This is a genomic window from Flavobacterium sp. 1355, from assembly GCF_017833415.1.
GTDB lineage: Bacteria > Bacteroidota > Bacteroidia > Flavobacteriales > Flavobacteriaceae > Flavobacterium.
Genome location: NZ_JAFICC010000004.1, coordinates 26629 through 53265 on the forward strand (window position 1 = coordinate 26629; position 26637 = coordinate 53265).

Annotated in this window: 28 protein-coding genes and 1 pseudogene; 23 read left to right on the top strand and 6 right to left on the bottom strand. The window is 35.0% G+C overall.

Annotated elements, in window-relative coordinates; genetic code table 11:
- Positions 1-57: 57 nt before the first annotated feature.
- The 5 genes and pseudogenes from JOD96_RS05935 to JOD96_RS05955 all read right to left on the bottom strand — a co-directional run bounded on the left by JOD96_RS05935 (position 58) and on the right by JOD96_RS05955 (position 2989).
- Positions 58-942 (bottom strand): hypothetical protein, encoded by an 885-nt coding sequence (locus JOD96_RS05935; RefSeq protein ID WP_209563363.1) that lies wholly within the window; start codon positions 940-942, stop codon positions 58-60.
- Positions 943-1611: 669 nt separating this feature from the next.
- A pseudogene (locus JOD96_RS22420) lies at positions 1612-2059 on the bottom strand (DUF3109 family protein); the annotation flags it as partial.
- Positions 2043-2252, bottom strand: a complete 210-nt coding sequence (locus tag JOD96_RS05945; protein WP_209563364.1) for a hypothetical protein — start codon at positions 2250-2252, stop codon at positions 2043-2045. The pseudogene JOD96_RS22420 and the gene JOD96_RS05945, both read right to left, overlap by 17 nt.
- A gap of 106 nt (positions 2253-2358) precedes the next feature.
- Positions 2359-2646: a hypothetical protein gene (locus tag JOD96_RS05950; protein WP_209563365.1), complete on the bottom strand. Its 288-nt coding sequence runs from the start codon at positions 2644-2646 to the stop codon at positions 2359-2361.
- Between the two features lie 46 nt (positions 2647-2692).
- Positions 2693-2989 (bottom strand): hypothetical protein, encoded by a 297-nt coding sequence (locus tag JOD96_RS05955; RefSeq protein ID WP_209563366.1) that lies wholly within the window; start codon positions 2987-2989, stop codon positions 2693-2695.
- A gap of 149 nt (positions 2990-3138) precedes the next feature.
- Between JOD96_RS05955 and JOD96_RS05960 the strand changes: the two genes are divergently transcribed.
- The 17 genes from JOD96_RS05960 (at position 3139) to JOD96_RS06040 (ending at position 21622) form a co-directional block, all read left to right on the top strand.
- Positions 3139-3762 (top strand): terminase small subunit, encoded by a 624-nt coding sequence (locus tag JOD96_RS05960; protein WP_209563367.1) that lies wholly within the window; start codon positions 3139-3141, stop codon positions 3760-3762.
- A 295-nt stretch (positions 3763-4057) separates the two neighbouring features.
- Entirely contained in the window at positions 4058-4390 is a 333-nt protein-coding gene (locus tag JOD96_RS05965) for a hypothetical protein (RefSeq protein ID WP_209563368.1), read from the top strand.
- A 27-nt stretch (positions 4391-4417) separates the two neighbouring features.
- Positions 4418-4645 carry a hypothetical protein gene (locus JOD96_RS05970; protein ID WP_209563369.1) on the top strand — a complete coding sequence of 76 codons (228 nt, stop codon included), beginning with the start codon at positions 4418-4420 and terminating at the stop codon, positions 4643-4645.
- Positions 4646-4695: 50 nt separating this feature from the next.
- On the top strand, positions 4696-6123 hold the full coding sequence (locus JOD96_RS05975) for a phage terminase large subunit (RefSeq protein ID WP_245188360.1): 1428 nt from the start codon (positions 4696-4698) through the stop codon (positions 6121-6123).
- Positions 6124-6125: 2 nt separating this feature from the next.
- Positions 6126-7562: a phage portal protein gene (locus JOD96_RS05980; RefSeq protein WP_209563371.1), complete on the top strand. Its 1437-nt coding sequence runs from the start codon at positions 6126-6128 to the stop codon at positions 7560-7562.
- A gap of 105 nt (positions 7563-7667) precedes the next feature.
- Positions 7668-8330 carry a hypothetical protein gene (locus JOD96_RS05985; RefSeq protein WP_209563372.1) on the top strand — a complete coding sequence of 221 codons (663 nt, stop codon included), beginning with the start codon at positions 7668-7670 and terminating at the stop codon, positions 8328-8330.
- Positions 8331-8333: 3 nt separating this feature from the next.
- The gene (locus JOD96_RS05990; RefSeq protein WP_209563373.1) at positions 8334-8729 is read left to right on the top strand and encodes a hypothetical protein; all 396 of its coding nucleotides are present in this window, start codon (positions 8334-8336) and stop codon (positions 8727-8729) included.
- Between the two features lie 10 nt (positions 8730-8739).
- Positions 8740-10017, top strand: a complete 1278-nt coding sequence (locus JOD96_RS05995; protein WP_209563374.1) for a major capsid protein — start codon at positions 8740-8742, stop codon at positions 10015-10017.
- Position 10018: 1 nt separating this feature from the next.
- Positions 10019-10597, top strand: coding sequence for a hypothetical protein (locus JOD96_RS06000; RefSeq protein ID WP_209563375.1), 579 nt, complete (start codon positions 10019-10021; stop codon positions 10595-10597).
- A 3-nt stretch (positions 10598-10600) separates the two neighbouring features.
- Positions 10601-11119 carry a hypothetical protein gene (locus JOD96_RS06005; RefSeq protein WP_209563376.1) on the top strand — a complete coding sequence of 173 codons (519 nt, stop codon included), beginning with the start codon at positions 10601-10603 and terminating at the stop codon, positions 11117-11119.
- Between the two features lie 16 nt (positions 11120-11135).
- On the top strand, positions 11136-12011 hold the full coding sequence (locus JOD96_RS06010; RefSeq protein ID WP_209563377.1) for a hypothetical protein: 876 nt from the start codon (positions 11136-11138) through the stop codon (positions 12009-12011).
- Positions 12011-12226 (top strand): hypothetical protein, encoded by a 216-nt coding sequence (locus tag JOD96_RS06015; RefSeq protein WP_209563378.1) that lies wholly within the window; start codon positions 12011-12013, stop codon positions 12224-12226. Before JOD96_RS06010 ends, JOD96_RS06015 begins: the two co-directional genes overlap by 1 nt.
- The gene (locus tag JOD96_RS06020) at positions 12162-12620 is read left to right on the top strand and encodes a hypothetical protein (RefSeq protein ID WP_209563379.1); all 459 of its coding nucleotides are present in this window, start codon (positions 12162-12164) and stop codon (positions 12618-12620) included. The genes JOD96_RS06015 and JOD96_RS06020 overlap by 65 nt, the downstream gene beginning before the upstream one ends.
- The gene (locus JOD96_RS06025) at positions 12617-13219 is read left to right on the top strand and encodes a hypothetical protein (protein WP_209563380.1); all 603 of its coding nucleotides are present in this window, start codon (positions 12617-12619) and stop codon (positions 13217-13219) included. The genes JOD96_RS06020 and JOD96_RS06025 overlap by 4 nt, the downstream gene beginning before the upstream one ends.
- On the top strand, positions 13212-17369 hold the full coding sequence (locus JOD96_RS06030; protein ID WP_209563381.1) for a hypothetical protein: 4158 nt from the start codon (positions 13212-13214) through the stop codon (positions 17367-17369). The genes JOD96_RS06025 and JOD96_RS06030 overlap by 8 nt, the downstream gene beginning before the upstream one ends.
- Positions 17369-19609, top strand: a complete 2241-nt coding sequence (locus JOD96_RS06035) for a hypothetical protein (RefSeq protein ID WP_209563382.1) — start codon at positions 17369-17371, stop codon at positions 19607-19609. Before JOD96_RS06030 ends, JOD96_RS06035 begins: the two co-directional genes overlap by 1 nt.
- A gap of 3 nt (positions 19610-19612) precedes the next feature.
- Positions 19613-21622 (top strand): hypothetical protein, encoded by a 2010-nt coding sequence (locus tag JOD96_RS06040; RefSeq protein ID WP_209563383.1) that lies wholly within the window; start codon positions 19613-19615, stop codon positions 21620-21622.
- An 83-nt stretch (positions 21623-21705) separates the two neighbouring features.
- On the opposite strand, the gene JOD96_RS06045 is transcribed toward JOD96_RS06040, so the two are convergent.
- A complete protein-coding gene (locus tag JOD96_RS06045) occupies positions 21706-21903 on the bottom strand; it encodes a hypothetical protein (protein ID WP_209563384.1) in 198 nt (65 codons plus the stop codon).
- 108 nt (positions 21904-22011) lie between these two features.
- Between JOD96_RS06045 and JOD96_RS06050 the strand changes: the two genes are divergently transcribed.
- The 6 genes from JOD96_RS06050 to JOD96_RS06075 are packed head-to-tail and all read left to right on the top strand — an operon-like array spanning position 22012 to position 26627.
- On the top strand, positions 22012-24552 hold the full coding sequence (locus JOD96_RS06050) for a hypothetical protein (RefSeq protein WP_209563385.1): 2541 nt from the start codon (positions 22012-22014) through the stop codon (positions 24550-24552).
- Between the two features lie 25 nt (positions 24553-24577).
- Complete coding sequence (locus JOD96_RS06055; protein ID WP_209563386.1) at positions 24578-24886, top strand: hypothetical protein; 309 nt, start codon at positions 24578-24580, stop codon at positions 24884-24886.
- 2 nt (positions 24887-24888) lie between these two features.
- Positions 24889-25104, top strand: a complete 216-nt coding sequence (locus JOD96_RS06060; RefSeq protein WP_209563387.1) for a hypothetical protein — start codon at positions 24889-24891, stop codon at positions 25102-25104.
- Entirely contained in the window at positions 25101-25649 is a 549-nt protein-coding gene (locus JOD96_RS06065; protein ID WP_209563388.1) for an N-acetylmuramoyl-L-alanine amidase, read from the top strand. The genes JOD96_RS06060 and JOD96_RS06065 overlap by 4 nt, the downstream gene beginning before the upstream one ends.
- Positions 25649-26005, top strand: a complete 357-nt coding sequence (locus JOD96_RS06070) for a hypothetical protein (protein WP_209563389.1) — start codon at positions 25649-25651, stop codon at positions 26003-26005. Before JOD96_RS06065 ends, JOD96_RS06070 begins: the two co-directional genes overlap by 1 nt.
- 4 nt (positions 26006-26009) lie before the next feature.
- A complete protein-coding gene (locus tag JOD96_RS06075; protein WP_209563390.1) occupies positions 26010-26627 on the top strand; it encodes a hypothetical protein in 618 nt (205 codons plus the stop codon).
- Positions 26628-26637 lie beyond the last annotated feature (10 nt).

Consider the following 26637-nt stretch of genomic DNA (forward strand, 5'->3'; position numbering starts at 1 on the left):
AATTAGCACAGGACATAACAAAGTGTATGTGTTTTAATGTTCTAAATTGGAACAAAATTATTTATTTTGGTCAGTATAGATATTTTGAAGTATTCCTACAATAATGCTTAGTATAAAAATAAAAATAAATAGATTGTGAATGAAGTATATAGTATTTGCAATTTTACTTTTCGGAACGAGATTCCCATTAGTGAATATGTTTAAGGAATAGGGCAGCACGCTTTTATATGACCAAAATTTATTAACCTTTATTTTATCAATTTCATTGTTCTTTTTGGTTTCTACACTTTTATATTTGTTAATTGCGTCTGCAAAAACGGAAGAAATGTTTCTAAATTCTTTTTCGTTTTCCACGAATAGTTTATAATTACCTTTTTTATCATATATAGTTAAAGATCTTATAGGCTCCGGGGGATGATTACCTCCAAAACTTAACTGATAATCAGCAACGATAATGTAATTCTTAAGTATGTACATTTGGTTATTTTTTATGCTATCTGTATTTGTCCTTGCAAATAGTGGTTCATGTGAAATTATGTCTTGTAGTATATTTTGTTTATGAATACTGGTTTCTCCATAAATTTCTTTTACTAAAACAAATTGATTTGATTTTTCAGATTCTAAAATGTCCTTTTCAATCCTTAAATTACTTGGATCCGAATTTAATAGATATGTATAGACTAATGGAAATGCGACACAATGAAAAAATACAAATACCGCAATTAATTTGAATAATAATTGATTTTTTAATTTACGTGAAGTGAAGTACCAAGAAGCAAGTACAATACCTGTAAAAACGCAAATAAGCATTATATCGTACACATAATCAATCACCTTTTCTTCCTGGATTAAAAGATATGGAAGTGAAGTTACCAACCCTGAAATTATAGCTACAATTTGTGCAATATTTTTGCTTCTGCTTTTAAAATCTTCTACGTCCATATTTTGAGTTGATAAGATGAATTTATTTTAGTATAAGTGATGTACATTGAGTCGTAACTTCTGCAATTATAGAATTGTAATAGAGTGGTTAGACACTTATAAACAGAATTAGTTAAATTGTTTATAATTTATAAATCATTTAAACGTAATTTAATTACGTATTTAGATTAGGTTTTCTATATTTGTAAACGAAAAAACCGCTTCAGTTTTTTAAAACGTCGGCGGCATTAACAATTATTCTATCTTTCGATAAATAATTTCACAAAGTCTAAAAGAAGTCTGCCAAGAATTGCTATAGACGGAGTGACTTTCATAAATTTGAGCCATAGACTTTCAGAGTCTTTAGGCTCATTTTTTTTATTTATCATTCTGAACTACAAAGATTGTCATTTGTTGCCAAAAAAGAAAGCCATACTTATTCACAATATGACGTAGTTTTTAACAACGGGAAAAAAGTGGTCAATTTTTCACACAATATTAAATTCTTGTAAATGAGAGTTTTAAAATTAACTTTTACTCGTTAAGTGCCGTAAAATATAGACTTTTTGGAATAAAAAGCAAGAAATTGTAAATTGTTTTTAAAAGTTTTTCTGAGTTAAAAACTTTCATTTTTTGAGTTAAAAAATACTGTTTTCGAAGTGTATTAATTGCACTCAGTTTTTTAGGAATTTTGAGTTCCTGGGCCACTTTTTCAAACTCCATATACCAGTCTTCACCAAAGCGACGAATTAAGCCTTCTATACAAACTCACAAACCGGAACCTCTAATTCTTTTCCTAAAGAACAGGCATCATCGCAAATATCCCACTTATCATAATTGACTGCGGCAAACTCTGTAAAGTTTTTTACACGTATTGGAAATAAATGGCATGAAACCGGTTTTTTCCAGTCTATAATTCCTGGATTATAGGCCTGTTCAATTACGCAAAGTGCTGTTTTTACATCAAAAATAACATAGGCACAATCTTTCTCGTCTGTTAAAGGCGTTTCACGATCACCCATCAATTATTTACTCATCTATCCTGCGCTTCAATAGCAGCATTTTCTTTAATTAGCCGACAAATAGATTCTTTTTTAAGAATATCCTCTAAAATAATGGTTTTACCTACTTGAAACATCTAACCTGGCTGCAAGTGATTTGATAAAAGTCACGAGATCTATATAATTCTTTTCATTAAATGAGTGACGATCATTATTAGGGTTTCTCTTGCTCTTAAAAGTAGCGTAGGTAATTCCCATAGCTTCGGCCGCTTTTACTCCTGTAATACCAAAATCATCTAAGACTTTGTTTATTTTGTCAATTGGTTCCATAAGCACTTAATTGGTATATTTGTAACAAATTTAATTTTAATAATTAAGTTTCCTTTCTACAAAAGGTAAAACCTCTCCGTAATAAGAGAGGTTTTTTTATTCCAGGCTAATCGATGTATTTTCCAATCAGCTTGTTCGCCGTTCCATAGGGAGAATATATAATATCTTCTACAAGGAACAATTTAAATGATTCCGGATTCGGATAGTTGTTTTGACTTATTTCAACTTTGGACCCAATCTGCGGAACCGCATACATAGTTTGAATACAAATTGTAATATCATCCTGAATAATCTGAATTTGAAATGTCATCTCGTTTTCTACAAATTCAATTAAAAAACCAAATAACAACCAATTCAAAATGCTTTTTCTTCTTTTGTGAAATTCTTTTTTCATGTGAAAGATTTTTAAAGAGGAGCCTTTCAGCCCCTCTTGATTAGTTTTAGATTAATTTTCCGTGAAGCTCCCAGCTCGTGCATGTTCTATTAACCTCGATCCTTTCAATAATAAATCGCTCTCTTTTCTCAGTTTGAACTATCATTCCAATTTGATATCCTGCTGACGTAGTTGAAAAGTGGTCCAGCATTTCGTTTTTCTCATCTATCAGAAAGATGTTCTTATTTAGCTGTTCATCTATCGCATAGGTTACTTGGTCACAAAACCAATCTTCTAACTTCCATTTAGGTGCGTTAATAAAGTTTTCCCATCTTAACGACCAAGACAATTTTTTCTTTTTCATTGTTTAAAATTTAATTGTTAATAATTGTTTCAATTCTACCCTGTAAATATACGATACCTTTTAGTATCGTACAAGTGATTTGTAAACTTTAACATATTATGTTATTAAATAATATTAATTGCTACTTTTGCTATACCAATCCTATGAACATGAAGATTAACAATTTGACTTTGAAACAAGAGACTTTCTGCCAAGCTTACATTCGTTTAGGTGACAAGACAGCGGCTTATCGAGAAGCTTACTCGACTGGAAATATGAAGAATGAAACGATTCATAGTAAGGCCAACTTGTTGAGTAATAAGGGCAATGTGGGGGCAAGGATAAAAGAATTACAATCAACTGTTGCTGATATCGCAGAAAAGGAGTTTAAGATCACGGCCGAAGAAATGCTTCGACATTTAAATATTCTTCGAAAAGCCAGGATTGATGAGTACGTTGAATATCACGAATTCGAAGTGCCAGTAACAACAACTACCGGAACCGGAAAGAATAAAACTGTGCAAACAACTATTGAAAAGCGAACCGAGCTAAGAATAAAGCCATTCGATAAACTTACTGAAGAGCAAAAGATGTGCATTGAAGGCATTAAGCAAACAAAATACGGTATTGAACTTAAGCTACATGGTAAAGAGTGGTCCATTGAAAAGATAAATAAGCATATTGGCTTCTATGAAAAGGATAATGAACAGAAGAATAAGGTTCTTGATATTTCTAACACAGAGGAACGTGAAGCACGAATTGCTGAATTGATTGCAAAGGCCAAACAGGCATAATTTCCTGTAATTAAAAACTAACATAATATGTTATTATATAATAAAATATATTAGTTTTGTAAAGTAATCAACATTTTAAATATAAAGGCAATGATCACCCTGATAAGTCAGGACATAGAACCATTCGGGGTTATAAGTAAACTCGTTAAATCATTCTATGATATGTGGATTAGTGGTCTGGCACATAGACAATCTGGATCGTTTAGCGTTGAGGTAATGAAGTCGAAATCCGTTATTACTTCTATAAAAAACCAGATGTGATCGCTTTTGTATTTGAAATAAAACCACCAGAACCATGAGTATAGAAATTGTAAACGGACGAGTATTTGTTGAAGGAAAAGAAACTGTTGATGCTGCATTCATTGGATATGCAATATTAGATCTGGCAGAGAATACTGATATTAAGTTAAGTACTGTAGAAGGCATAGTAAATCCTAAAATAAAAACACATGTTGTTCACTCGCAAACAAAAGACGCTTGGAATGTTATTGGTAAAAGCTTAGGAAGCAAGTATAAAATTGCAAGAATTCCATATATAAGTGGCGAAACAAAAGAAGCGTTTAATCATGCTGCGTTTATATCCGAATGTTTCAATAACTCAGATTCTTTGATGTCACTACTCAAGTAAAACACTATCACTCAAAAACAAAAAATTATGATGGCATTTTTTCAAAAATTAGTGAATTACTTCAAGGAAAAAAAGATACGTAAAGCTGCCAGAGCAGCAACGCTTGCTCGTGTTACTTCTGATTATGAAGCTTTGATCAATGAATTAAGGCTAATTCAGGAAAAGAAAAGCGTGCTTTCAAGAAGCGAAAGAGACTTTGTTGAACTAAGAATCAAACACCTTATCGCTAAAGGTCACATCCAAGTAAATAAATAATCAAGTGAATGTCATTAACCGATGCTGAAATATTAGAGCTGGAAGAATTGTTGGCAGCACGTGATATTGACATGTCTCGTAAGAGGCTTACGACGATTGATGAAGAAACAAATCCGAACTATTCTCTTCTATTTAACGCCATCCAAAACCAAAAATACGAAATCATTGACGGAAAGTCTGAACTGGTTTCGGGATATCGAGGCGCCGGTCTTGAAGGATCATCCCGTTCCGGAAAGACATGGTCCGGAATCGATATTATCATTTGGCTTTGTTTGTTCTATGAGCCGAACGGCTGTACAATCAACATATATCGTGAAACCTACAATGAGTTTAAAACAACTTTATACGATGATTTCAAGCGCCGATTAGATGATTACGGACTACCAAATAAGTTTAAAGACAATGATGAAATCAAAAGTTTTAAAATTGGAAATAGTAAGATCTATTTCATTGGAGATGGTAAGCATGGGGGAGGTTGTGATTATGCTTTCTTTAACGAGGTTATGTTCATTAAGAAATCAGTATTTGACCAGGTTAAAATGCGTTGCAGAAAATTCTGGTGGGCCGATTATAATCCATCTTTTACTGATCACTGGTTCTTTGATAGTGTATTGGCCCGTCCTGATGTTATTTTCTTAAGAACGACTTTCAAAGACAATAAATATATCTCAGCTCAGGAAAGAAATGAGATATTAATTACTGAGCCATGGAAGCCAGGTTCATATATAGTTAAAGATGGAGTTGTACAATGCTACAACAAAACCACTAATAAAGTTGAGCCGCTGTCGCCAACTAACCAACCGCCTCCACATCCAGATAATATAAGAAATGGTACCGCAGATGAAAGCTACTGGCGAATTTATGGTTTAGGATTAAGAGGAGCAATGAAAGGATTAATTTTCCCATTTGTTACATGGATTGATAAGTTCCCAGAAGATAAAGCGGCAATATATCCAAATGATTTTGGGTTTACAACTGATCCCAACACGCTTGTCAAATATGCTGAAGATGAATTCAACATCTGGATTGAACCTTTAAGCTATGAACCTATTGAGACGCCAGAGGCCCTTTCGTTATTGTTAGAGAGCTTGAATATAGATAAAGCAAAAGATATTATTCCCTGTGATTCTGCTGATAAATATACCGGCGAAAACAAAGGAACGGTTGAAATGGTCAAAGGTTTAAGAAGACAAGGCTTTATAAATGCTTTCAAAATAAAGAAAACCAAATCAGTTATGTTCTGGCTTACTTCTATGAAGAAGAAGAAGATTCACATCGTAAAAAACCATCTGTACAAGGAAGCGCTTAAAGAACAACAAAATTATAAGATGCGTGAAATTGCCGGAATTGCAATTAATCAACCATTGGATAAATTCAATCACATGTGGGATAGTGCTCGTTACGGCCACATTGCTCACAATTCCCCAAAACTAACGTTAGAGTCAACGCCACAAGCAATTAACAATATAAATTACTAATTATGGAAGAAGAATTATTACTTCAATTAAAAACAGATCCGGAATCTGTGATTGAAAAAATTAGAAAGCAATCAAAAGACAATGCGACGATTACTGAATATCAAAAAGAATTTAAAGACCACGATAGAACAATTCGCGAGTCTCAAGTCGGAAATATACAGAAAGATAAAGTTATCGGTTCGGGAGAGAAGTCGAAATCAGTTAAAACTGTAAAAATACCAATCGATTTTGCCAGAAAGATTGTTTCGACTGCCACTGCATTTGAAGTTGGTAAGCCAGTTACTCTTATTCCTTCAGAAGTAAATGCGTTGTCTGACCTGATTAAAATGATATGGAAAACAAATCGTATTGATTCATTGCTGCAAAAGCTGGTTTCACTTAAGAAATCTGAGACGCAAGGGGCTATACAATTTTACATTGCAGATATTGCAGATAATTCTTTATTTAAAAAGATCCTGAATTTTCTGAAGCTTGGAAAACAGGTAAAGGAAATAAAATCTAAATTACTTGATAATTCTAAGGGAGTAATGACGCCTTTCTTCGATGGTTCTGGCAATATGATTCTTTTTATGTGGGAATATAAAGCAAAGAATCAGAATGATCAAGAAATAAACCATGTGGAAATATGGGATTCGGAAAATTATCATTACTTAAATGATGAAGGCGGCAAAATGGCGTATTTGGATAAAGTTATGCTACACGGTTTTGATAGAATTCCGATTGTGTACGTTAATCAGGATGAGCCAGAGTGGTTTGTTGTACGAGAACTTATTGATAGGTTTGAAACTTCATTGTCAAAACTTGGCGGTTCAAATGATTACACTGCCTATCCTTTACTTCAAATCTTTGGTACAGTAAATTCATTTCCTGATAAAGATGACTCTGGTAAAATCTTGGAGTTTCCCATAAAAATAGATGATGATGGAAAGCCGGTGCACGGTAAAGCTGAGTTCTTAACAGCTGACAACGCAGCGGAAAGTGCCAAATTAGAGTTTGACAATGTTAAGGATCTGATTTATTCAATTTCACACACTCCGGATCTATCGTTTGACAACGTAAAAGGACTTGGTACCGTTTCCGGAGTAGCATTAAAGTTATTGTTCTTAGACGCAGTGATTAAAGCAACTATGAACGAAGGTGACAACCGTACCATGATTGAGAGAATATTAAACATTATCACCTCAGGTGTGGTTAAAACAACAAATACTGGTCTGGCCAAGTTTTCAGAATCGCTTTATTATGACATCGTTTTTAATTCAATTATTCCTGACGATGTTAAAACAGCAACTGATATCATAACTTCCCTGAAAGAAGCTGGTCTTATCTCAACTATTTCAGCTATTAAACTTCTTGATTTAGTTGAGAATCCAGAGGATGAGCTTAAACTGATCAATAGCGAAGTAAAAGTTCCTGAACCTGTCGAAAAGATACCTGCATAATCAATTAAAACTTAAAAAATAAAATCCTTATTTAGAATCATTCTAAATAAGGATTTTTTATTTACATTTGTTTCATAATTAGTAATCAACTAAATAATCATAAAAATGGCAGTAACACCAGAACAGATTAAGGCACGACTTAAGATCAAATATCCTAAGGCGAACTTTTCGCAAAAAAGGATAGACGCAATTGCGGCTAAACTTGCACCAAAACCAGTAGATGGAGCAGATGATGATGCTATTGACGCAGTTTTAGAAGCTGCTAATGACTTTATGTCCTTTGAAGATATCGCAAGACAGGATGATCGAGTTAGGACATTAGAGGCAAATCAAAAACCAAAAGCAGATCCACCAGCGCCAAATCCAAATGATCCACCAGCACCAGCAAAAATTGAGGTAGAGGATGATACGCCTAAATGGGCGAAAGCAATACTTGAATCAAATCAAAAGATGGCTGGAGAATTAGAATCATTCAAGAAAGGAAAAGTGATAGAAGATAAAAAATCAACTGTAGCTCAACTTATAGAAGGTTCTGAAATCTTGAAAGGATTAAAACCGGAAATTAAAAAGAAGTGGATGGAACGTGTAAATGTAGAATCTGAAACTTCATTTGAAGATCAGATCAAAGAACTAGAAACTGAATACTCAGAATTAGTTCAGATTAATGCGGACTCAAATTCTTATGCACCGGCAGCAGGTAGTGGTTCGACTGAATTTAAGCCAGATGAAAAAGTAGTTGATGATATAGTAAACAACTTAAATATTTAAAACATGTCTACAACAGCAGATTTAGCTAAGAAAGGACCAACTTATGATACTGGTAATGACAATATCGTCATTGTCAAACATCTCGAAGGAATTCCTGGAGGAAGAACATTAGATGTTACTTCTTATACACCGGATGTTATTCCGGCAGGTCATATCATTATTTGCACAAATGATGAAAAGACATTTAAACCAATGCCTGTAACAGGATCGGCTTACGACGCCTTGCCAGCTTCTCACAAATATGCAGGTGTTTTGATTTCAACAATCTTAAAATCAAAACCGTTTGCGGGAATTATGGTTAGAGGAACTGTAAACAAAGAAGCGTCATTCTATCCATTGACAGCGATTTTGTCAGCAGTTAAAACGGCATTACCATTAATTCGTTTCACACAAGATTAATTAGAAGAATATGAAAGAATCATTATTTGTAAAGTATGTTTCATGGTTAAGTGCCATCATACTTGGAGTAGTAACAAAAGTAAATGGCGGTACCACGGAATTAAGTTATTTGCATAAAGCAATGCTTACCGAAGAATTGTCAACCGATCTTAAGTGGTCTTCTTTATCTGTTAACAGTACCATCGTAGCAGCAGATGTTGTTTCCATGGATTCTGAAATGCCATTAAAGAAACGTGACGCGATTTCTACTGCTGACGGAGAGATTACCAAGTTAGGTATGAAAAAACAGATGACTGAAAAACAACTTTCGGACATCGATATTCTCATCAATAAAAAAGTAGAGAACAAAGTAATTATTGAAAAGATCTTCAATGATGCTGTTGCATGTACGATGGGAGTCTACGAGAAATTGGAATATATTTTCTTGAAAGGACTGTCAACAGGAATAACAGTAGTTGAAGATACCGAAAACGTTGGTACCGGAATCCGTATTGATTACGGTTATAAAGACGCCAACAAATTCGGAGCATCAATTAAATGGTCAGATGCTAATGCTAAACCACTTGATGATATAACAAGAGTTTTAAAAGCTGCTAAAGACAAAGGAGTGTCCATAAAGATCCTTATGATGGACCAGAATGTATTTGACATTTTAGCACAGAATGATCAAGTTCGTCAATACTTTGCTTTTTCTCAAAACTTCGTCGGCGGGAATGTTCCTATTCCGGATCTCGAACAAGTAAACTCTATGCTCCAAAAGAGATATAAAATTCAAATCAACATTGTTGACAGAACTATTATCGTCGAAAGAGATGGAAAGCGTGAAGTAAAAACTCCTTGGGAAGCTAACAAAGTAGTTTTCTTAGAAACTTCAAAAGTTGGTCGATTGATGTACGGTATTTTGGCCGAGGAAACCAGAAAGTCAAAAGCAGCAACTTACACAAAAGCCGGAAGCTTTATCCTGATCAAGAAATGGTCAAATGAAGAACCATTTGCAGAATATACTTCTTCTCAAGCTTTAGTTATTCCTGTAATTGACGCAGTTGACAGTATTTATTTATTAGATACTGAAGAGGCTGTTGCTGATGTTCAAACTGAAGGTGATGCTAACTTCAATTACAAAACTGTTAATTATACCAAAACATCGGTGATTGCTGCAATCAATTTAGCTACAGGTAAAACAACTGCAAAATCAACAAATACAGATGTAAAACTTCAGGAGTACATAAATGCCTTATCTGATGAACAGACATTGACTTTTGAAGCCAATATAACGCCATCAGCTTAATATGTACAGTCAAGAAGCTATAGAAGTACTTATAAACCGAATAGGTTGGTCTGAGTTATCCTCAGGCCTTCCATTCGTTTTAACTCCGGAAAATCTATCTGCCCAATCTGGAAAGAAATTCAATTGGTATCATTCATTGATATTGGTTGATAATATTTATGCAGCGGTACCGGATACTGAAATGTCAGAAACAGACTTTAATGCTTATTTATCTGACGTTAGAAAGCAGGCTGTTTTAAGCGTGCTTACTTCTCTTCTTGAAACTTATGTTGATTACGATCCGGAAAATGATTACTCACAAATAATCATCACAAGGCCTACTTTATTTGATGACGCTATTGGTTATTCAGTAGCGATAAAAATGATTGAACTATTTCTTTCAACGACCAGAAAGAATTTCAATGAGAGAAGCGCTAAAATGAGTTATCAGGCATTGAAAGTAGAGTTGGAAGGCGCAAAGAATGACAACGGTCATTTTATCGCAAAGGGAATCATCTTTAAGTTGGAACAAAGCATTAAAAAAGCACAAAAAATCATCTTTCCCTATAAAGTAATTGTTAATAGCCCATCAGTTTGGTAAAATATGAACTACCTAATCACAAAACCAAAAGGAATTGATAAGGAAATCCAGCTTATTCAAACCGCTTTGTTTGAAAAACTTGGCTGGTCACCGATTGATGTATTTGGCAGAGTTCATAAAAATCAATCGAAGGAAAAAGGTTTGGTGCCGGAATTTTACTTTGGTAAAGGTGAGTACAAAGATGTATTCACAAATGATCTAAAGGCAGCAAACATTTTCTTTATCGATGATGAGGTTCATACTACAGATAACCGGGTATTCTGGTACAGCGAAGTTAAAATTGTGTTCATGGTTGATCTAAAAAAAGTAAAACCAAGCATCACTCATCGCGCTGATATGGAAGCTGAAATTGAAGCTTTAACGATAGTGAAGAAATATAGAATGTTTCAAGTTGATGGTTTTGAAAAAGGTATTGAGTCTGTTTTTAAAGGTTTCAACACAAATCAAATAAAGCTTTTGGACATGCAACCCTTTCATGTATTCGCTATTACGGGGAAATTGAAGTACAAAATTAATTGTTAATTAAAAATTATACATCATGGTTTATCAAGAATGTAAAAACAAAAAGAAAGCCAAAAAGAACACTGGAGCAAAAGAGCAGTGTCTTGAAGGGCTTACTATTAAAACGGCGGTCCATATTCCGGGTTTCAAATTTGATTCCATTGCAGATGCAAAAGACAAAGCGAAATGGGACACGGCTATTGCGGCCAAACAAATCATTCCATTATACGAAGTGGAAGAATTGGCTTCCGCAAATACAGAGGACACTGTATTTGAAGGTAGAAGAAATCAATACATTACTTCTTCAGGTAAAAAAGTTAGCACTTACAATAGCTTTTTGAGCCTTTGTTCACACTCTGCTTTAAAAACTTACCATAAATCTGAATTAGGCTTGTTTGAGTTTACAGAAGATGGAGCAATCAAAGGAGTTATTAATGACGATGGAACTGTAAAAGGTCAATCTATTGTTATGAACGTTGGAAAGCGTATCGACCCTACAGCTGATAGACCAGCATCAACTCAAGTAACTCTTAACTATAAAGATTACAATGAGTTTGAAGATGATGGTGCTATTTTCCGTCCTGAAGGTTGGGGTGCTGATGATATCTACGGAATCTTTGACGTAACAATCAACCAGGTTTCGGCATCTTCTACAGAAATCGAATTCACAGCAACCGATGGTTGTTCTGGTGGTGATGAAGAGTTAACAGCATTCCTTGCTGCTAACATTGTTGTTAAAGATACTACCGGTGCTACTGAAACGGTTTCGTTTGTACCGGCAAACTCTGAAGGAGTTTACAAAGTAACTGGTACCGGCTTCGCAAATGGTTTTACTGTTGGTCTTAACGGTGTAATTACTCAAACCGGAATTTCTTATGAAGCTCCTACACCTCTCACAATCACATTAGATTAATGAGAACTTATAAAGGGATTGTTTTTGCAGAGGGCTACAATAAGCCCTTTGCAGAATTTAAAAAAGAGTTTGCTTCAACTCATATTTTTAAAGAAATCCCATCCGGAGAAAGAGAAGCGGAACTAAAAAAAGCTCATAAAATCGCAACCGATGGCAACATTTCAGGAACACCTAGCAAGAGCAAAGAAACTGAAACCACGAAAACTGCAGAGTGATCTTTTTAAGTATATCAAAAGCCTGGAGAAAGAATTGGTCGAGATGGAAAAGCGAAGGCTTTCTGTTGACAGCAAAGATATTTTCGGCAATCCAATAGGTTTTTATTCGGAAGGCACAGAGATTATGTCCGGCGGTAAAAAAAAGGCAGGAGATCCCTTTACTGCAATTGATACTGGTGATTGGTTTAAGGGCTTTTATCTGCAAGAAGTTTCAGGAGTGTTGAGGTTTGGTTCAACAGATCCCAAAACAAATGAAATACTTAGCGACGGACCTGACAATACATGGCTTTCTGATGAACTTTTTGGATTAACTGATAAAGAACTAAAGGAAGTAATCACACGCAGATTACTTCCTTTTTTTATTAAAAACGTTCGCAATACCCTTGAAATATGACTTATTCGACTTTAGATACCATACCATATAAAACGTTCTTAAATATTGCTAAAACGGGTGATCTTACATTGTTATCCACTACCGAAACGGATCCGGAAGCATTACTTAAAATATGGGACGATTTATACGAACAACATTTGAATCGTGAGAATGCGACATCTCAAGAGAAAAAGACATTTCGTATTTCAAAGGAAGTTGATTCGCTTGAAATCCAGTATAAGATTACTCTAATGGCATGTGATGCTCTAAAATTCGATTTTAGTGAGGAATTGCACCTTCTGTTGACTAAGGAATATGGCTTTAAGCTTAGACTGGATGATGAGGAAGTATACTATCAAGATATTGACAGAATTGAACGAGAGGCAAAATCTTTTAATGTGAAAGCTGGTGTATTGAAAAAGCATCTTCCGAAAAAAGAAGAGGGCCAGGAATATAGTATCGATGATATTATGGCATCATACGGTTCAATACTTGGCTATCCGATCACAGGCGACTTCAATCAGATCACTTATACCGCATTTTTCAGCTATGAAAAACAAGTTCATGCAAAAATCGATGCAATCAAGAAACAAGAATTAAAATCAAAGAAAAATGGCTAGTTCAAACGGTATAATTACAAGAAGACAAGTTATCGAAGATGAAGCGATGAACTGGGGGCCGGAATATGCTAAACAAGTTCAAGTTGCCATTGATAAAAACAAAGAATATGTTACTGGTATTCTTCAGATTGCTACTATCCAAAAACAAATTAAGGATGCTTCTAATAATACTGCTTACATCAATGCATTACAACAGGAAAGATTAGAAACACAAAAAAATATTTTAGCGATCAAGGAGCGAGAGGCTGCAGAGGTATCTGCAAACAAAATTAAAATTTCCTCGATTGCGCTTGCGGATAAAGAAGCAAGATCAAAAGATTCTTTAATTAAGAAAAGTCTTGATGAACGAATTCAGTTAGCTGAGACAAATAAGCAACTTAAAGAGCAAGCTAAAGAACGTTTAGGAATGATATCTGCCTATCAGAAGCTAAATAACGCCCGTCTGGCAGCACAAAAACGTTTGGCAGAGCTACTTTCTGCGGAAAAACAGAATGTTGGCCAAATTATCATTGCTCAAAAAGAATTTGATAAACTTGATGCAAGGGTAAAGGCGGTTGATGCTGCGATTAGAAATTACTCAAAGAACATTGGTAATTACAAAGAGGCGTTCAAAGGTCTAAATGAAACCCTAAGAGATTTAACTTCCACATTTGGTCTTGTTTCTGGTGTAGCCTTATTCGGTACCATTGTTAAGGATATCTTCTCTGTAATTAAAGATTTTGATAGACAATTGATTGCTGTTGGTAAAACAACAAACATGTCTGGAGAAGAATTGAAACAATTTGGTAGAGAAGTTGTCGAGCTTGGTGATAAAACTAACGGTATTACTGTTGACGGTTTAATTAAATCGGCTGAGGTGGCCGGACAATTAGGTGTAACCGGTACGGCTAACATCTTAAAATTTTCCAGTGCAATTGAAAAGTTAAAGCTTACTTCTGATATTATTTCTGACGAACAAGTTGCACAATTTGCCAAGTTTATCGAGGTTTCATCAGACAGTTTTGAAAATGCGGATCGATTAGGCTCTGTTATTACGCAATTAGGAAACGCGTTCGCCACTACCGAGAAAGAAGTTCTTTCAAACGCTACCGAAATTCAAAAAGGTGTTGCTGTTTACAATACTTCTGCTCAAGGTGTTCTGGCACTTGGTGCGGCGACATCTTCATTGGGATCTGAATCTGAGGTTTCGGCCAGTTCTATTCAGAAAACGTTTGGTGTGATCAATAAATCCATTGCTACAGGTAAAAACCTTGAAGCGATTTTGAAACTTACTAATTTAACTCAGAAAGAACTTTCGAAGCAATTTAATAAAGATGCAACCGGAGTATTTGTAAAATTCATCAAAGGATTAAGCAATGCAAAAAAGGAGGGGCAAAATTTATCGATTGTGTTGGGTGAACTTGGACTTGATGAGGTAAGATCTTTTAAAACGATTGGTTCGTTAGCAGCGAATTACGATTTGCTGGCTAATGCAATGGAGCAAGCGAAAAAAGAGTATGTAGATAATATCGCATTGAACAAAGAGGTAGAGGCCGCCTCTGAAAGTTTAGTTTCCATATTGGCCGATATCAAAGATAGGTGGGAAGCTTACATTCTTAGTACTGATGATGCAAATTCCGGTAGTGCTTCACTTGCCAAAACGTTAAAATTCGTGCGTGACAACTTCAAGGAGATAATGGATTTTGTGGTGAAATTTGGAACAATTCTTTTAACCTACATCGGTGTTTTAAGAACTGTAAATTTTGTTACTACAACATGGAGCGCAATTCAAACTGCTGCAACAGCTGGACAAATACGTTTTGCATTGGCCACTGGAATTGGTACCAAATCAATTTTGGCACAAGCCGCAGCTGCCCGAGCAGCGACAACAGCGCAAGAAGGATTAAATATTGCAACTAAAGCTACTCCTTGGGGCTTAATTCTCGCTTTTCTATCTGCTGCCATTGTTGCATACATGGTTTTCAATGATGAAATGAGTGACGCTGAGAAGAACATTCAACGTATTGTTGATGCAAATAAGCAGCTTGAAGAATCTGAGAAAAATTATGCAGATGCACGAGATCAAGCTAATAACGAAAGATTTAAGGATATCGAGAATGATATAAAACTTCGAAGAGCTCAAGGCGAAAACGGAGACAAATTAGATAAAGAGGAGATTGCAAGGAAGAAAAAAATTCTTGAGGCTTCTTTGGTGGTCTACTCTCAATTGAAAAAAGCTGAGCTTGAACGTACCGAGACCGAAATTAATACTTCGAGACAAAGAATTGTTCAGTTCCAGCTTGAGAAAAGTGTTTTAGAAAAGAGTGGGTACAGAGTTAGCAAGCAAGGAAATACCAGTGAAGAACTTGACGAAATGATACGAATTGAAAAAGAGAAATTAGACGTTAGAAAAGCTTCTTTGACCCAAAATTCGAAACTAACTGTAGCTGAGCAAAATCGTATTCTAAAACAAATCCAGGATCTTGATAAAGATGCTGCTGTAAAAGATGCCGAGTTTAAAAAAGAACAGTCTGAAAAAGAAAAAGCTAGAGAGCGAAAAAGATTAAAGGAATTGTATGAAGCAGAAAGAAAAGCTCAAGAAGATTTGTTTAAGCTCCAGCAGTTAAGAATTCAGATCGCTATTGATGTAAATGAGGATATTCTGAACAATGATAAAATGTTCTATGATGACAAATTGGACGCTCTTAATGAAAATATCCAACTTGAATCTGAAAAAAGACGGAATGCCGCAGAATATGAATTGTCTCAACTGGGAAAATATAATGAAAAAACCGGCAAGCTAATTCGTGAACTGTCTGATGAGGATATAAAAATTCTTCTGGAAAATGGTGAAAACAAGAAGAAGTTAACTTCCGGACAATTATTGATTTTAGAAAGATTTCAAGATGAGCAAAAGAAATTAATTCAAAAAGGAGTAAAGGATCGTCAGAAAATATTAGACAGTGAAGTAGAAGAGGTTAAAAAAAGAATTGATGCTGAAATTCTTAAACAGGACACAAGTCTTAATAAAGCATTAGAAGCTGAAAATATTCTTTATAACGCTTCATTAAGTTCAATGACTAATCTGGAAGATGCTCAGGAAGAGCATGAAAGAAGAATTCTTGAAATTAAAAAAGCGTTTGCTAAAGAAGGACTAGCTGCTCAGATTTCGGCTATTGAAGGACTAATAAAAGCGCAAGATTCTTTACCAGAAAATGAGAGAATTTCTGCGGAAAAGCGTGCTCAAATTGATAATGAATTAGCAAGATTAAAAAAAGAGAATTCTGATTTAGACGTTGAAAATAATGATGTTGCAGCCACAAAGAAATTGTTTTTCGAAGAAGAGAATTTTAAAAAGATTGAAGAGCGTTCAAGAGAATTACATTCCGTTTTAATGGATTTGGGAAATGCTATTTTCGATGCCAGAATTCAAAGTATTGATGCAGATCAGAAAGCGAATGATGAATTTTATGCACGACAAATTGAACTTGCCAAAAATGATGAGCGTCAAAAAGATATCCTTCAAAAAGAGCGTGATAAAAAGAATGATGAATTAGAGAAAAAGAAGCGTAAAGAGCAACAAAAACAAGCAGTTTTCAATAAAGCATTGGCCATTGCCGAGGCAGGAATGAACACTGGAAAAGCTGTAACGGCTGCTCTATCTGCCGGTCCGGGTATTGGTTTAGCATTAGCAGTTATCACTGCAGCTGTCGCAGCTGTCCAATTAGCTGCAATTGTAGCAACTCCAATACCAAAATATAAAGATGGACGTAAAGGTGGTAAAAAAGAGATTGCAGTTATTAATGACGGAATTGGTCCAAGTGGTGGATATGTTCAGGAGGTTATCGAACGTAGTCATGGGGGAATAGAAGTTCCAACTGGAAAAAATAAGATTGTTCAGCTATACGAAGGGGATACAGTTCATAAATCAGTGGGAGATTACAATAAATTACAACGTGCGGCAATGATGGCAAGTTTAAATATGGAAGGTAGAAAGATGAGTGATTTTCAGGCGTCACAATATTTTGAAGCTTCGTATGGAAAAGAACTTCTTGATGAAATGAAACTGACTCGAAAAGCAATCCAAAATCAAAAACCGGCTGTTTTTCATTCACAAAAAATCGATATCCCTCACGCTATTTGGAAATCTAAAAATACAAACTGGAACTAATGGGAAATATAAATCCACAATATAATGATCGCGTCCAATATATCCTTAGCAATAAGGATATGGGCGATATTGTAACAATAGAACCGATCGGATGGACAGCCGACGATAAGGAATATTCCAGACATGAAAAATATCACGGGATCTTTCCAAAATTCTCCAATGCTCTAAAATTTGTTGGAGAGGCTAAGGACTACATTCAGCTTATAAAAGATATTTATGGAATAATGGCCGAAATAAAATTGACCCGTAATGAAAAACATCCTCAAACAGATGTTTGGACGTTGTCATATTATGGTTATTTAGATTTATCCACTTATAGCAAGGAAGATGGACAATTATCTGTCAAATTCAATTCAGGTGGCTTAGAACAAGATTTAAAAGCCAGGGATGCAGAAAGTGTAGAAGTTGATCGTATCACAACAATGAATGATACTATTATTCCGGAACTTAAAACTATAGATGTTGAATTAGAGGGCAGAAGGATATTTCTTCAAACTAAGTACAAAACGAATCCTAGTGATAACTGGATTCAGCTTGTAAGTACATCTTCTGATGGAAATACAAGAGGGTGTACCGCGCCTGTTCCTATGGTTTTGGTGAATAAATCTCATGAATCTGCACAGTCACCTATTTCAGGAACATTGATTGATGATAATTCATGGCCGCGAACTGGCAAAGGTCAAGGATCATTACTTTTTTTTGCTTTATCTGACAAGGATAGGGACCTTAAAATTAATTTTAAGTTGCAATTTACGGTTGTAATGGACGTTTTTGATGATGTAGATAATTTTACATTTTATGCCAGGTTAGCAAAATATACAAATGGCGGTGAACTTGACAATAAGGATAATATCTTCCTGATGATGGAGAGTGATTACAATACTTTGTCCGAGCAAACATTTAACCTTAGTTTCAATGAAACTGTTACAGTTTTGGCAGGCGAAAGTTTAGCTCTTGTCTTTGATCAGAATGTTGATTTTAACAATACATCGTCTCAGAGATTGTCAATTGTCGTTAAGAACGTAAACGTGAGCATGGATGTCAACGAAGATAGTTTTCAGGAGAAATCAACGACAAAAGCAATTTTGGCTCATGAATTAGCTGATCGATTGGTAACAATCGCAACAAACAAAACTGGCGCATTTTATTCTGATTATTTTGGCCGAAAAGATTTAGGTTACCCGGAAGATGGGAAAGGAGCGTATATCGCTTTCACTCACGGTTTTTGGGTAAGACAGTTTGATAAGGAACCATTACCACAAGAAGAAACACCTATATCTACAGAAGTAAAAAATTTATTTAAGCCTTTGACAACTTCTTTCAATGAGTTTACTACTTCAACCGAAGCTATCTTAAACATTGGCGTAGGTATTGAGAACTTTGGAAATGTTGAACGTGTACGAATTGAAGAGAAAAGCTTTTTTTACAATAAAAATGTTACCATTAGATTACCTAACCAGGTTAAGAATGTGAAAAGAACAACAGCGGTTGATAAGTATTATTCCGCCATTGAAATTGGTTACGAAAAAGGAGGAGACTATCAAGAAGCTTTTGGTCTTGATGAATTTAATGTAAAATCAAATTTTTCAACCTTCATAAGTAGATTAAAAAACATTTACATACAGATTTCAAAATATCGTGCTGATAGTTACGGGATGGAATTTGCACGGAGAAAACCAAAGACTTTAAATGATACTGAAGACACCAGTTATGATGAGGATATTTTCTTTTTGGATTTAAAGAAGGGTCCGAATGATGTGTTTCTTCAACGTAAATGGCAAGACGATTTTGCTAAAGCACCTACCGGAATATTTAGCCCGGAGACAGCAACAAATTTGAGATTGTCGCCGGTTAATGCAATGCTGCGCCATGGTTGGTGGATATCTGCGTCATTGATAAAATATGCAACGCAAAAATTAAAGTTTGGGTCATCAACTGCAAACAGACAATTAAAAACGCAGTTTGTTGGCAGTAACGAGTATGGAGAAAATGATGATATCATTAATTCAGAACTTGAAACTGCAAGATTTGAACCTGAAGAAATAGAGTTTGAACATGTATGCGATTTTTACGTCATGCAGCAAATCAATGGCAGTACAATGATTTTAGGTAAAAGAGTTATTAATCTTTATGGCTTGGTAGAATTTATAAATGAAGATAATGAAATCGAGAAAGTATTTTTAATGAACTTGAAACCAAATGGAAACGGTAACTGGAAAGTATTAAAATTAAATAGATAGAAAATGGCATATTCTAAAGTAACAATAACATTTACCGAAATACCGGAACTAAACACCTATCTGACCATTCAGGAAACGACTAGGGCAAAAATATTTGTTGAAACGTTTAAGGGTAACAGACTAGCATCATATCAGGTAAAATTACCGGTTTTGGTAGGGCCTGATACTTATTCCGGTTTTGTGACCGATAATTTTAAAACCGCCTTTCAGCTTGATCATAATTTCGCAAATGAATATACAATTGATGTAATCAACGGACTTCCTAATTCCGGAATAGGTCAAGTTATAATTACTGCAAACTATCCAGGGGCTGTATTTTCTGTCTACGAAAATGATAGTGGCGCAATTCTAAATTTTTCAAATGAACCTGCAATCCCTGAAATAGCAATTTCAGATATTTCCTTCTCAGAAGCAAGCACAAATAAATGCCAAAATATAAAAGTTGACGTTGCCACAAGTATTCTTGCGGTAAAAGTATTGAGTCCTGTTGTCATAAATCCAAACAGCAATAATCCATTTTCTTTTGATTGGTTAAGAGGTGATTCAATAAACGTTTTAGTTGAAGATGCTAACGGAAAACAGGCAAATCAAACGGTGATTTTACCAAGTTTGTTGAATGCATCAAACTTTACGATCAATGTGAACAACAGCCCGAATGGTGCAACTGTAATAGTGGAAAATGTTAATTCGACAGGGCTTAATTTGCAGTATTCTTTAGATTCAGTAATCTGGCAAACATCCAATACATTTTCTGGATTAGCTGTTGATGATTTTATTTTATATGTCCGTGATCAGTTTGGATGTAGCTTCGAAAAAGGTTTTACTGTAAATGAATTTGGTATACAGACACCGTATTTTTATATAAGCAAATCTAATTCTATTCGATTTGCAAATAGGATAACCTGGGGAGATTCCGGGAACTATAAAACAGATGAAAACACCTTGAGCTGTGAAGTTGATGTTGACGTCCCATATAAAGAAGTACAGCAATTCCAAAGTGCCGATATTATCACAACACAGTTTAAGGCTAATTATAGTTCGAACGTCGCCAAAATCATAAAAGAAGATCTTTCTGAAGTTCTTATTCCTGTAGAAAAAAAGACAAATAATATTGGGATTAAGGATAAACGAGACGCGAGAAAATATAATATCGGCAGCGGTAAAACGGGTATTTATTTCATTTCTGGCAATAATTACGACTATCATACAAACACGATTACGGGGACATACTCATTAAATGGCCTATTGCCGGAATGGGCTGTTGAAGGAAATTATATTGTCATTGCCAGTGCATGGTTTTTAATTGAAGATGTTGTGTTTGATGAAACAAAGAACGCTGATGTCATTATTATTTCTCAAAATTACACTGGTCCGGAAGTTAACATTGTTGTAGGATCAGTCTTTAATAGATTCAATTATGAAGTTTATGAATTCTCAGTTGACATGGTTAACTATATTGATCAAAGATTTCAAGTTCAATTAGTAAATTCAGATCCGAATTTCCCGACTATTACCCACCTGAGTGAAGAGCTTTGGTGCAAAGTAAAACATGAGGATGTATTAGAGATAAAATACCGTAACACGACAAATACAGATGTCTTTTACGCCACCGGTATTGAGTTTAAAATCAGAGTGCCTTTTACCTTTGTGCGAGGAAGAATTGACGAAGAAAGTGAAACGCATAAAACTGATACTAATACATTACTGTTAAGTGCGGAACTTTATGAAGTAGATGAATTTGTTTTTGAGCCCGTAACAAAGGAAATTTGGCGAAAACTAATGATCGCATTATCACACGAAATTGTTTCAATTAATGGTGTTTCATACGTGAAAAACGGCAGCTTTTCAACAGAAGGACCTTTGGAGAGTTCAAACCTTTATGTGTTAACTGCTCAGATGATTAAAACAGGAAATATTTATAATTCTCAAGGAAGCGGTAATCTTGATTTTAGTGGAAGTGAAGTTGAAGTGCCAGGTCTGATAGCAACGGAGACTGGTTTTGTAAGATATTAAAAAAAAGCCTCTAAATGATTTTACATTTTAGAGGCTTTACGTTAAAATATAGGCGTATAATTAATCGTGGACATTCCAATAAATTATTTCAAATCTTTGATGTTTTTGCCATCGACATGAATACTTCTGTTATCGTGGTAATGGTGGTGGTGGTGAATTGTAGTTGATTTATCAACATACCCTGACCGATTATAGTTATCCGGAAATAAAGAATTCCCGGCAGCTTTTCCAAGCTTCCAGCATCCTCCAACAATAACTATGAACAGTAGTATAAAAAACATATGCGCAAAGTTATTAAAAATTAAAGCTTTACAGAATGCATTTTGTTATTTAGAATGATTCTAAATAGACTTTTTATTTCTACATTTGTTGAAATAAAAATATCTAAAATGGGTTTCGAAAGTTTTGTTACAGAGAGATTGGCTGCAATAACAGAAATGTTAAATGACTACAACACAAACGCTAAGACGATCGCGGAACTTCCGCCGCAAAATACATTAGATACTTCATCACTAATTCATGTTTCTCGAGCTGGTATTTCTGAAAAGCTTGAAATACAAAAAATTATTACTGCCATCTTAAATTATGAATTCAATAGATTGATTTCTATTGCTGGCGAAATAACTGTCTTAGGGAATGACGTTACAGTGCCTCCTGCAATATGGGTGATGGAAAATGTTCATTATCAAACAATAACTGATACGGTTATCAATGTTCCATATGCTGAAACTGGTTATACTAGAAATGATATTTTTGTTGCAAACAAATTCAGCCAAATATTTAAAGTCACAGGGCCAGAAACAGAAGGCATTTCTCCAACTCCTGCGATCCCAGTTGACACAGTCCTTGTAACAGTTTTAAATGTCACTGACTCAACTGTTAGTTATGTGCCACCTCCTTATGGAAAAAATCAGTTTTCTATTGCATTTGTAGAGATAAACGGCGACGATAGTAGTGCAGAAATTGGCAAAGTTGACAAACCATTTTTAACAATAGAGGCTGCTTTAGATGCACTGCCTTCAACTGGCGGTGTTATAAAGATAGGAATTGGCACCTTTCAAAGCCCTGACAAAACGAAAATAAAAGCAAATTGCTTTTTTATCGGTAGTGGAAAACCTTATCCAAATATTACGGTAAATTATACAGATGAAACAAGTGCTCCAAACTATTCCAGTCCTACGAAACTAGTCGGAGGCACAATTTTAACGGGTAATTTTTATATAGATAAGGTTGACAATGTTCAAGTCTCCGATTTAGGGATTGATTGCGGAAAAGATTTTATAGATGCATTTAGGGCTGGTGTGACGGAAGAGGGTTTAACTATAAACGGCGTTTTAACTTCGGCAAATAACAATAATACGATGCCACCTATAAAGGGCATAAGAATTAACAATGTCTCATCTTTAAATTACTCAGCAACTGCGCCAAGACATGCAGTATTGGTTCAGGATGGTTTTGATATTTCGTTTACAAATATTTCTACTTATTTCGGCGTTCATGGAATTGCTTTAAAGGGAAGAAATATAAACGCTAATAATCTACAATGTTTTGGACATAGTACAGATGGCTTAATTATTAAAAGCGATAAGTACTCGTATGCAAGTGACATATCTGTGAATAATGTCTTTATAACATCAATAGGAAGTTTTGATGGCGGAGGAATTATTTTTGAGTCTGGAGGAGACTCTGTTGGAGGTACTGATAATCGCCTGTATCGAGCCAATGTTAATAATGTAAATATAAGATTTGCAAAATTTGGGATAATAGATCTTGGTGGGTTATCTAAAACAGATAATATAAATGTAAGTAACGTCAATATATATAATGTATCAGCCAGTGCGATATATTCTAGAAGTAATTCTAAAAACGTAACCTTCTCTAATATAAACATAGACCGAGTATCTACCGGCAACGCAGTTACATTAATTTCCAATTCATCAGACGATGTAAAAACATTAAGTAATTGTGTTGTAAGAAATGCTAACGGAGTTGGTCAAAACGGATATTTTTTTAACGGTGTAGGCGGTAAGGTTAATTTAGTAAATGTATTTTCTCCTGACAGTAACATCGTGATTGATGGAGGTAGCACAAGCAACGTTTCAGGTTATGGAGTTAAAACATCCGCAACATTCTCAGGAACTCTCTTATTTGATGCAACAAACGCAACGGATATTTTACCATCAATTGATGCAAACGGATTGATAAAGAAAAGTTTGGCGACTGTTAGCGCTTTGGGTGGCGGCGTTTTCCCAAATGGAGTTTCAGGAAAATCGTTAAGTGCTACTTTTGGTGCAAGTAATACGGTGGGGTCAGGATCCTTTTTTGCTTTAACAAATGGTTTAGCAGCCGGAGCGCAACGGCAAATGGTTTCGCAGCTTAGTGCATCAAATGATATAATTTGGTTTTACTTTAATGGAACTACATTTGTTAATACTGGATTAGTTTTTAAAAATACCGGAGCAATAGAATTGCCCTCGTTGTCTTTAACAACCGCACCAGCTACAAGTGCGGCGACGTACGATGTACTGACTAGAAATACATCAACTGGGGTGACTGAAAAAATACCCTCTTCCAGACTTGCAGCATCCGGAACATATACTCCGACAATCACAGGAATAGCAAATTACACATCTTATACGTTTGTGTCGGCCACTTATACGATTGTAGGTGAATCGGTAACAGTACTGATTGATTTAACTGTAAAACCAACAGCAGCCAACTTATTAACAGAATTCAGTATTTCCCTTCCTGTAGCTGTGGCAACTTTTGTTGGTACACAGGCTTCAATTGGCGTTGGCACATTTGCTAATACGGATTATTTAGCTGTAAGAGTTAGCAAAACAAATAGTACGACTGCTAAAGCATCTTTTAAGACGCTCAGCGACATTAACAGTGGATCGATTTCTCTAATGTTTACTTATCAGAAGTAATTTTAAAAATATTAAACATTCATTTATGAAATTAGATTTACTCAAATATTTTACCGCGTTTTTTGATTATTTCAAAAAGCTGAAACCTAGTGAAAGGATTCACTTCGCATATATGACATTACTAATAGCCTCTTGGACATTACTCTACTTAAATGATAAAAGACATTGCGAAAATACTATTGTTCTTAGTGCTAGAGTTGAGCGTGGCGATGCTCTTCGTACCAAAGACCAAAGCGAATACAATAAGAATTTGGAACATTATACGGACAAGTTCGTTAGATTTTCAGAAATCATTCTGGAGCAAAATAAAAAGATTGAACAAATAAAAAAGTAACTATGAAAACAGCCTTATATGCATTAGTAATTATGGTGCTTTCTTTTGCAAGCATCAAAGCAATCATCCCTAAAGAATATCCACCAAAAAAGGTAAAAGAAGAAAGGGTATCAATCAGGCTTAAGGAACAAAAACTAAATAATCTGATTGATAAACTGGAATATGATCTTAAAGTTGACAGTATGAAATTAGAAACAATTAAAAACCAAAATTTATGACAGCATTTATTTCAGCAGGACATAATCCGAAAGGAATTAAAGTAGATCCGGGAGCGGTTGGTAACGGATATACAGAAGCTGATTTGGCAGTTGAATTTAGAAACTTGGTAGTTAGTGAATTACTTAAACGTAAAGTAAAAGTGATCACCGATAGCGATGATGAGCGTTTAGCGGATTATCTAAAACGAATTCAGACAGGCTCCGGATCAGTTGTTTTAGAGTTTCATTTTGATGCTGCAGTATCATCAGCAGCAACAGGAACGACCGCTTTAATAGGGAATGACGCAGATCGCCTTGATAAAGGCTTTGCAAAAGAATTAGTGGAATCGACTTCAACAATTTTAGGAATTAAAAATCGTGGAGTTTTATCGGAGAAAGATAGTCGCAGAGGAAGTTTAGGTTTGATGCGTGAGCAGGGAATTGTTTCTCTACTTGAATTGTGCTTTATTTCAAATCCGGATGATTTGAAAAAGTATCACGTAAATAAAAAGGTTTTGGCTATAAAAATTGCAGAAGTTGTTGAACGTTACGAAAACATGCTCTAATGGAAAAACCAATAAAAGCTAAACCTCATTTTTATGCATGTTGTTTTTTGGAGCTTCAAAAAATTGCTGTCGATTTTGGTTACAATTTATTGCTTCATGGTAGTATGGCCCGAGATATGGATTTGGTCGCAGTTCCATGGGTTAACGATCCTAAAACGCATTTAGAATTGTTGCAAGCTTTTTCACTGTATCTAAATGGCATTGTTGGGGAAGGCTTGGAAAATAATTATATGTTTTCAATGTTGCCAGGTGGAAGATCTTCGTATGTAATAAATCTTAATCGGGGAGGGCAGTACAATCATTATGTTGACGAACAGTATTATTTAGATATTTCAATTACACCTCTTCAAAAGTAAAATCATGCAATTATCAATTATTTCCCAAAACATAAAAACTATTCTGATAGGAATTGCAATTGCTGTTGCAGTTTGGTTTTACAAGGATTACAAGTACCAAATTTCAGAAAATCAAAGACAAACTGAAAATGCAAGTCAGCAAAGGAAAGCGGATAGCTTGCGTTTTAGTAGTCAGATCTTAAGTGAAAGAGAGCTTAAAGATTATCTGCAATATCAAAATTCAGATCTGAAAATGAAACTGGAAAATGCCGGTATAAAAGAAAGTCGAATTCAGAGTATAATTTCGCAGACTTTGAAGTATCGCGATACAACGAAAAGAGAAACTGATATTTCCGGATTGATCGATGCTATCAAAAATAGTGTTCCTAAACAGCAGCGGTGGATTGATTCATCTAAATGCTTAACAAATTCTGGGCTTGCATTATATGACGGTACAACTCTTAAAATTATAGTTGATGATCGCCAGTTTAATAATAAATCTGATGCTGTTGCATATTGGGAAAGGAGACAATGGAAATTCTTAGGAATTAAGACACGGTTACTTGGCCGTAAAGAATATACTTCTCAGTCTTTCGATGAATGTGGGGAGAGTCGGACAATTAAAATTGAAAAGAAAGAATAATATAAACAAA

What these genes read in the sequence shown, in the direction of transcription:
- JOD96_RS06070 (WP_209563389.1), top strand. Translation starts at nt 25,649, where the DNA reads ATGGAAAAACCAATAAAAGCTAAACCTCATTTTTATGCATGTTGTTTT.
- JOD96_RS05935 (WP_209563363.1), bottom strand. Translation starts at nt 942, where the DNA reads ATGGACGTAGAAGATTTTAAAAGCAGAAGCAAAAATATTGCACAAATT.
- JOD96_RS06000 (WP_209563375.1), top strand. Translation starts at nt 10,019, where the DNA reads ATGTACAGTCAAGAAGCTATAGAAGTACTTATAAACCGAATAGGTTGG.
- JOD96_RS05980 (WP_209563371.1), top strand. Translation starts at nt 6,126, where the DNA reads ATGGAAGAAGAATTATTACTTCAATTAAAAACAGATCCGGAATCTGTG.
- JOD96_RS06035 (WP_209563382.1), top strand. Translation starts at nt 17,369, where the DNA reads ATGGGAAATATAAATCCACAATATAATGATCGCGTCCAATATATCCTT.
- JOD96_RS05995 (WP_209563374.1), top strand. Translation starts at nt 8,740, where the DNA reads ATGAAAGAATCATTATTTGTAAAGTATGTTTCATGGTTAAGTGCCATC.
- JOD96_RS06065 (WP_209563388.1), top strand. Translation starts at nt 25,101, where the DNA reads ATGACAGCATTTATTTCAGCAGGACATAATCCGAAAGGAATTAAAGTA.
- JOD96_RS06025 (WP_209563380.1), top strand. Translation starts at nt 12,617, where the DNA reads ATGACTTATTCGACTTTAGATACCATACCATATAAAACGTTCTTAAAT.
- JOD96_RS06075 (WP_209563390.1), top strand. Translation starts at nt 26,010, where the DNA reads ATGCAATTATCAATTATTTCCCAAAACATAAAAACTATTCTGATAGGA.
- JOD96_RS05985 (WP_209563372.1), top strand. Translation starts at nt 7,668, where the DNA reads ATGGCAGTAACACCAGAACAGATTAAGGCACGACTTAAGATCAAATAT.
- JOD96_RS06045 (WP_209563384.1), bottom strand. Translation starts at nt 21,903, where the DNA reads ATGTTTTTTATACTACTGTTCATAGTTATTGTTGGAGGATGCTGGAAG.
- JOD96_RS05990 (WP_209563373.1), top strand. Translation starts at nt 8,334, where the DNA reads ATGTCTACAACAGCAGATTTAGCTAAGAAAGGACCAACTTATGATACT.
- JOD96_RS06055 (WP_209563386.1), top strand. Translation starts at nt 24,578, where the DNA reads ATGAAATTAGATTTACTCAAATATTTTACCGCGTTTTTTGATTATTTC.
- JOD96_RS05950 (WP_209563365.1), bottom strand. Translation starts at nt 2,646, where the DNA reads ATGAAAAAAGAATTTCACAAAAGAAGAAAAAGCATTTTGAATTGGTTG.
- JOD96_RS05945 (WP_209563364.1), bottom strand. Translation starts at nt 2,252, where the DNA reads ATGGAACCAATTGACAAAATAAACAAAGTCTTAGATGATTTTGGTATT.
- JOD96_RS06040 (WP_209563383.1), top strand. Translation starts at nt 19,613, where the DNA reads ATGGCATATTCTAAAGTAACAATAACATTTACCGAAATACCGGAACTA.
- JOD96_RS06015 (WP_209563378.1), top strand. Translation starts at nt 12,011, where the DNA reads ATGAGAACTTATAAAGGGATTGTTTTTGCAGAGGGCTACAATAAGCCC.
- JOD96_RS06050 (WP_209563385.1), top strand. Translation starts at nt 22,012, where the DNA reads ATGGGTTTCGAAAGTTTTGTTACAGAGAGATTGGCTGCAATAACAGAA.
- JOD96_RS06020 (WP_209563379.1), top strand. Translation starts at nt 12,162, where the DNA reads ATGGCAACATTTCAGGAACACCTAGCAAGAGCAAAGAAACTGAAACCA.
- JOD96_RS06030 (WP_209563381.1), top strand. Translation starts at nt 13,212, where the DNA reads ATGGCTAGTTCAAACGGTATAATTACAAGAAGACAAGTTATCGAAGAT.
- JOD96_RS05960 (WP_209563367.1), top strand. Translation starts at nt 3,139, where the DNA reads ATGAAGATTAACAATTTGACTTTGAAACAAGAGACTTTCTGCCAAGCT.
- JOD96_RS05970 (WP_209563369.1), top strand. Translation starts at nt 4,418, where the DNA reads ATGATGGCATTTTTTCAAAAATTAGTGAATTACTTCAAGGAAAAAAAG.
- JOD96_RS05965 (WP_209563368.1), top strand. Translation starts at nt 4,058, where the DNA reads ATGAGTATAGAAATTGTAAACGGACGAGTATTTGTTGAAGGAAAAGAA.
- JOD96_RS06005 (WP_209563376.1), top strand. Translation starts at nt 10,601, where the DNA reads ATGAACTACCTAATCACAAAACCAAAAGGAATTGATAAGGAAATCCAG.
- JOD96_RS06060 (WP_209563387.1), top strand. Translation starts at nt 24,889, where the DNA reads ATGAAAACAGCCTTATATGCATTAGTAATTATGGTGCTTTCTTTTGCA.
- JOD96_RS05955 (WP_209563366.1), bottom strand. Translation starts at nt 2,989, where the DNA reads ATGAAAAAGAAAAAATTGTCTTGGTCGTTAAGATGGGAAAACTTTATT.
- JOD96_RS06010 (WP_209563377.1), top strand. Translation starts at nt 11,136, where the DNA reads ATGGTTTATCAAGAATGTAAAAACAAAAAGAAAGCCAAAAAGAACACT.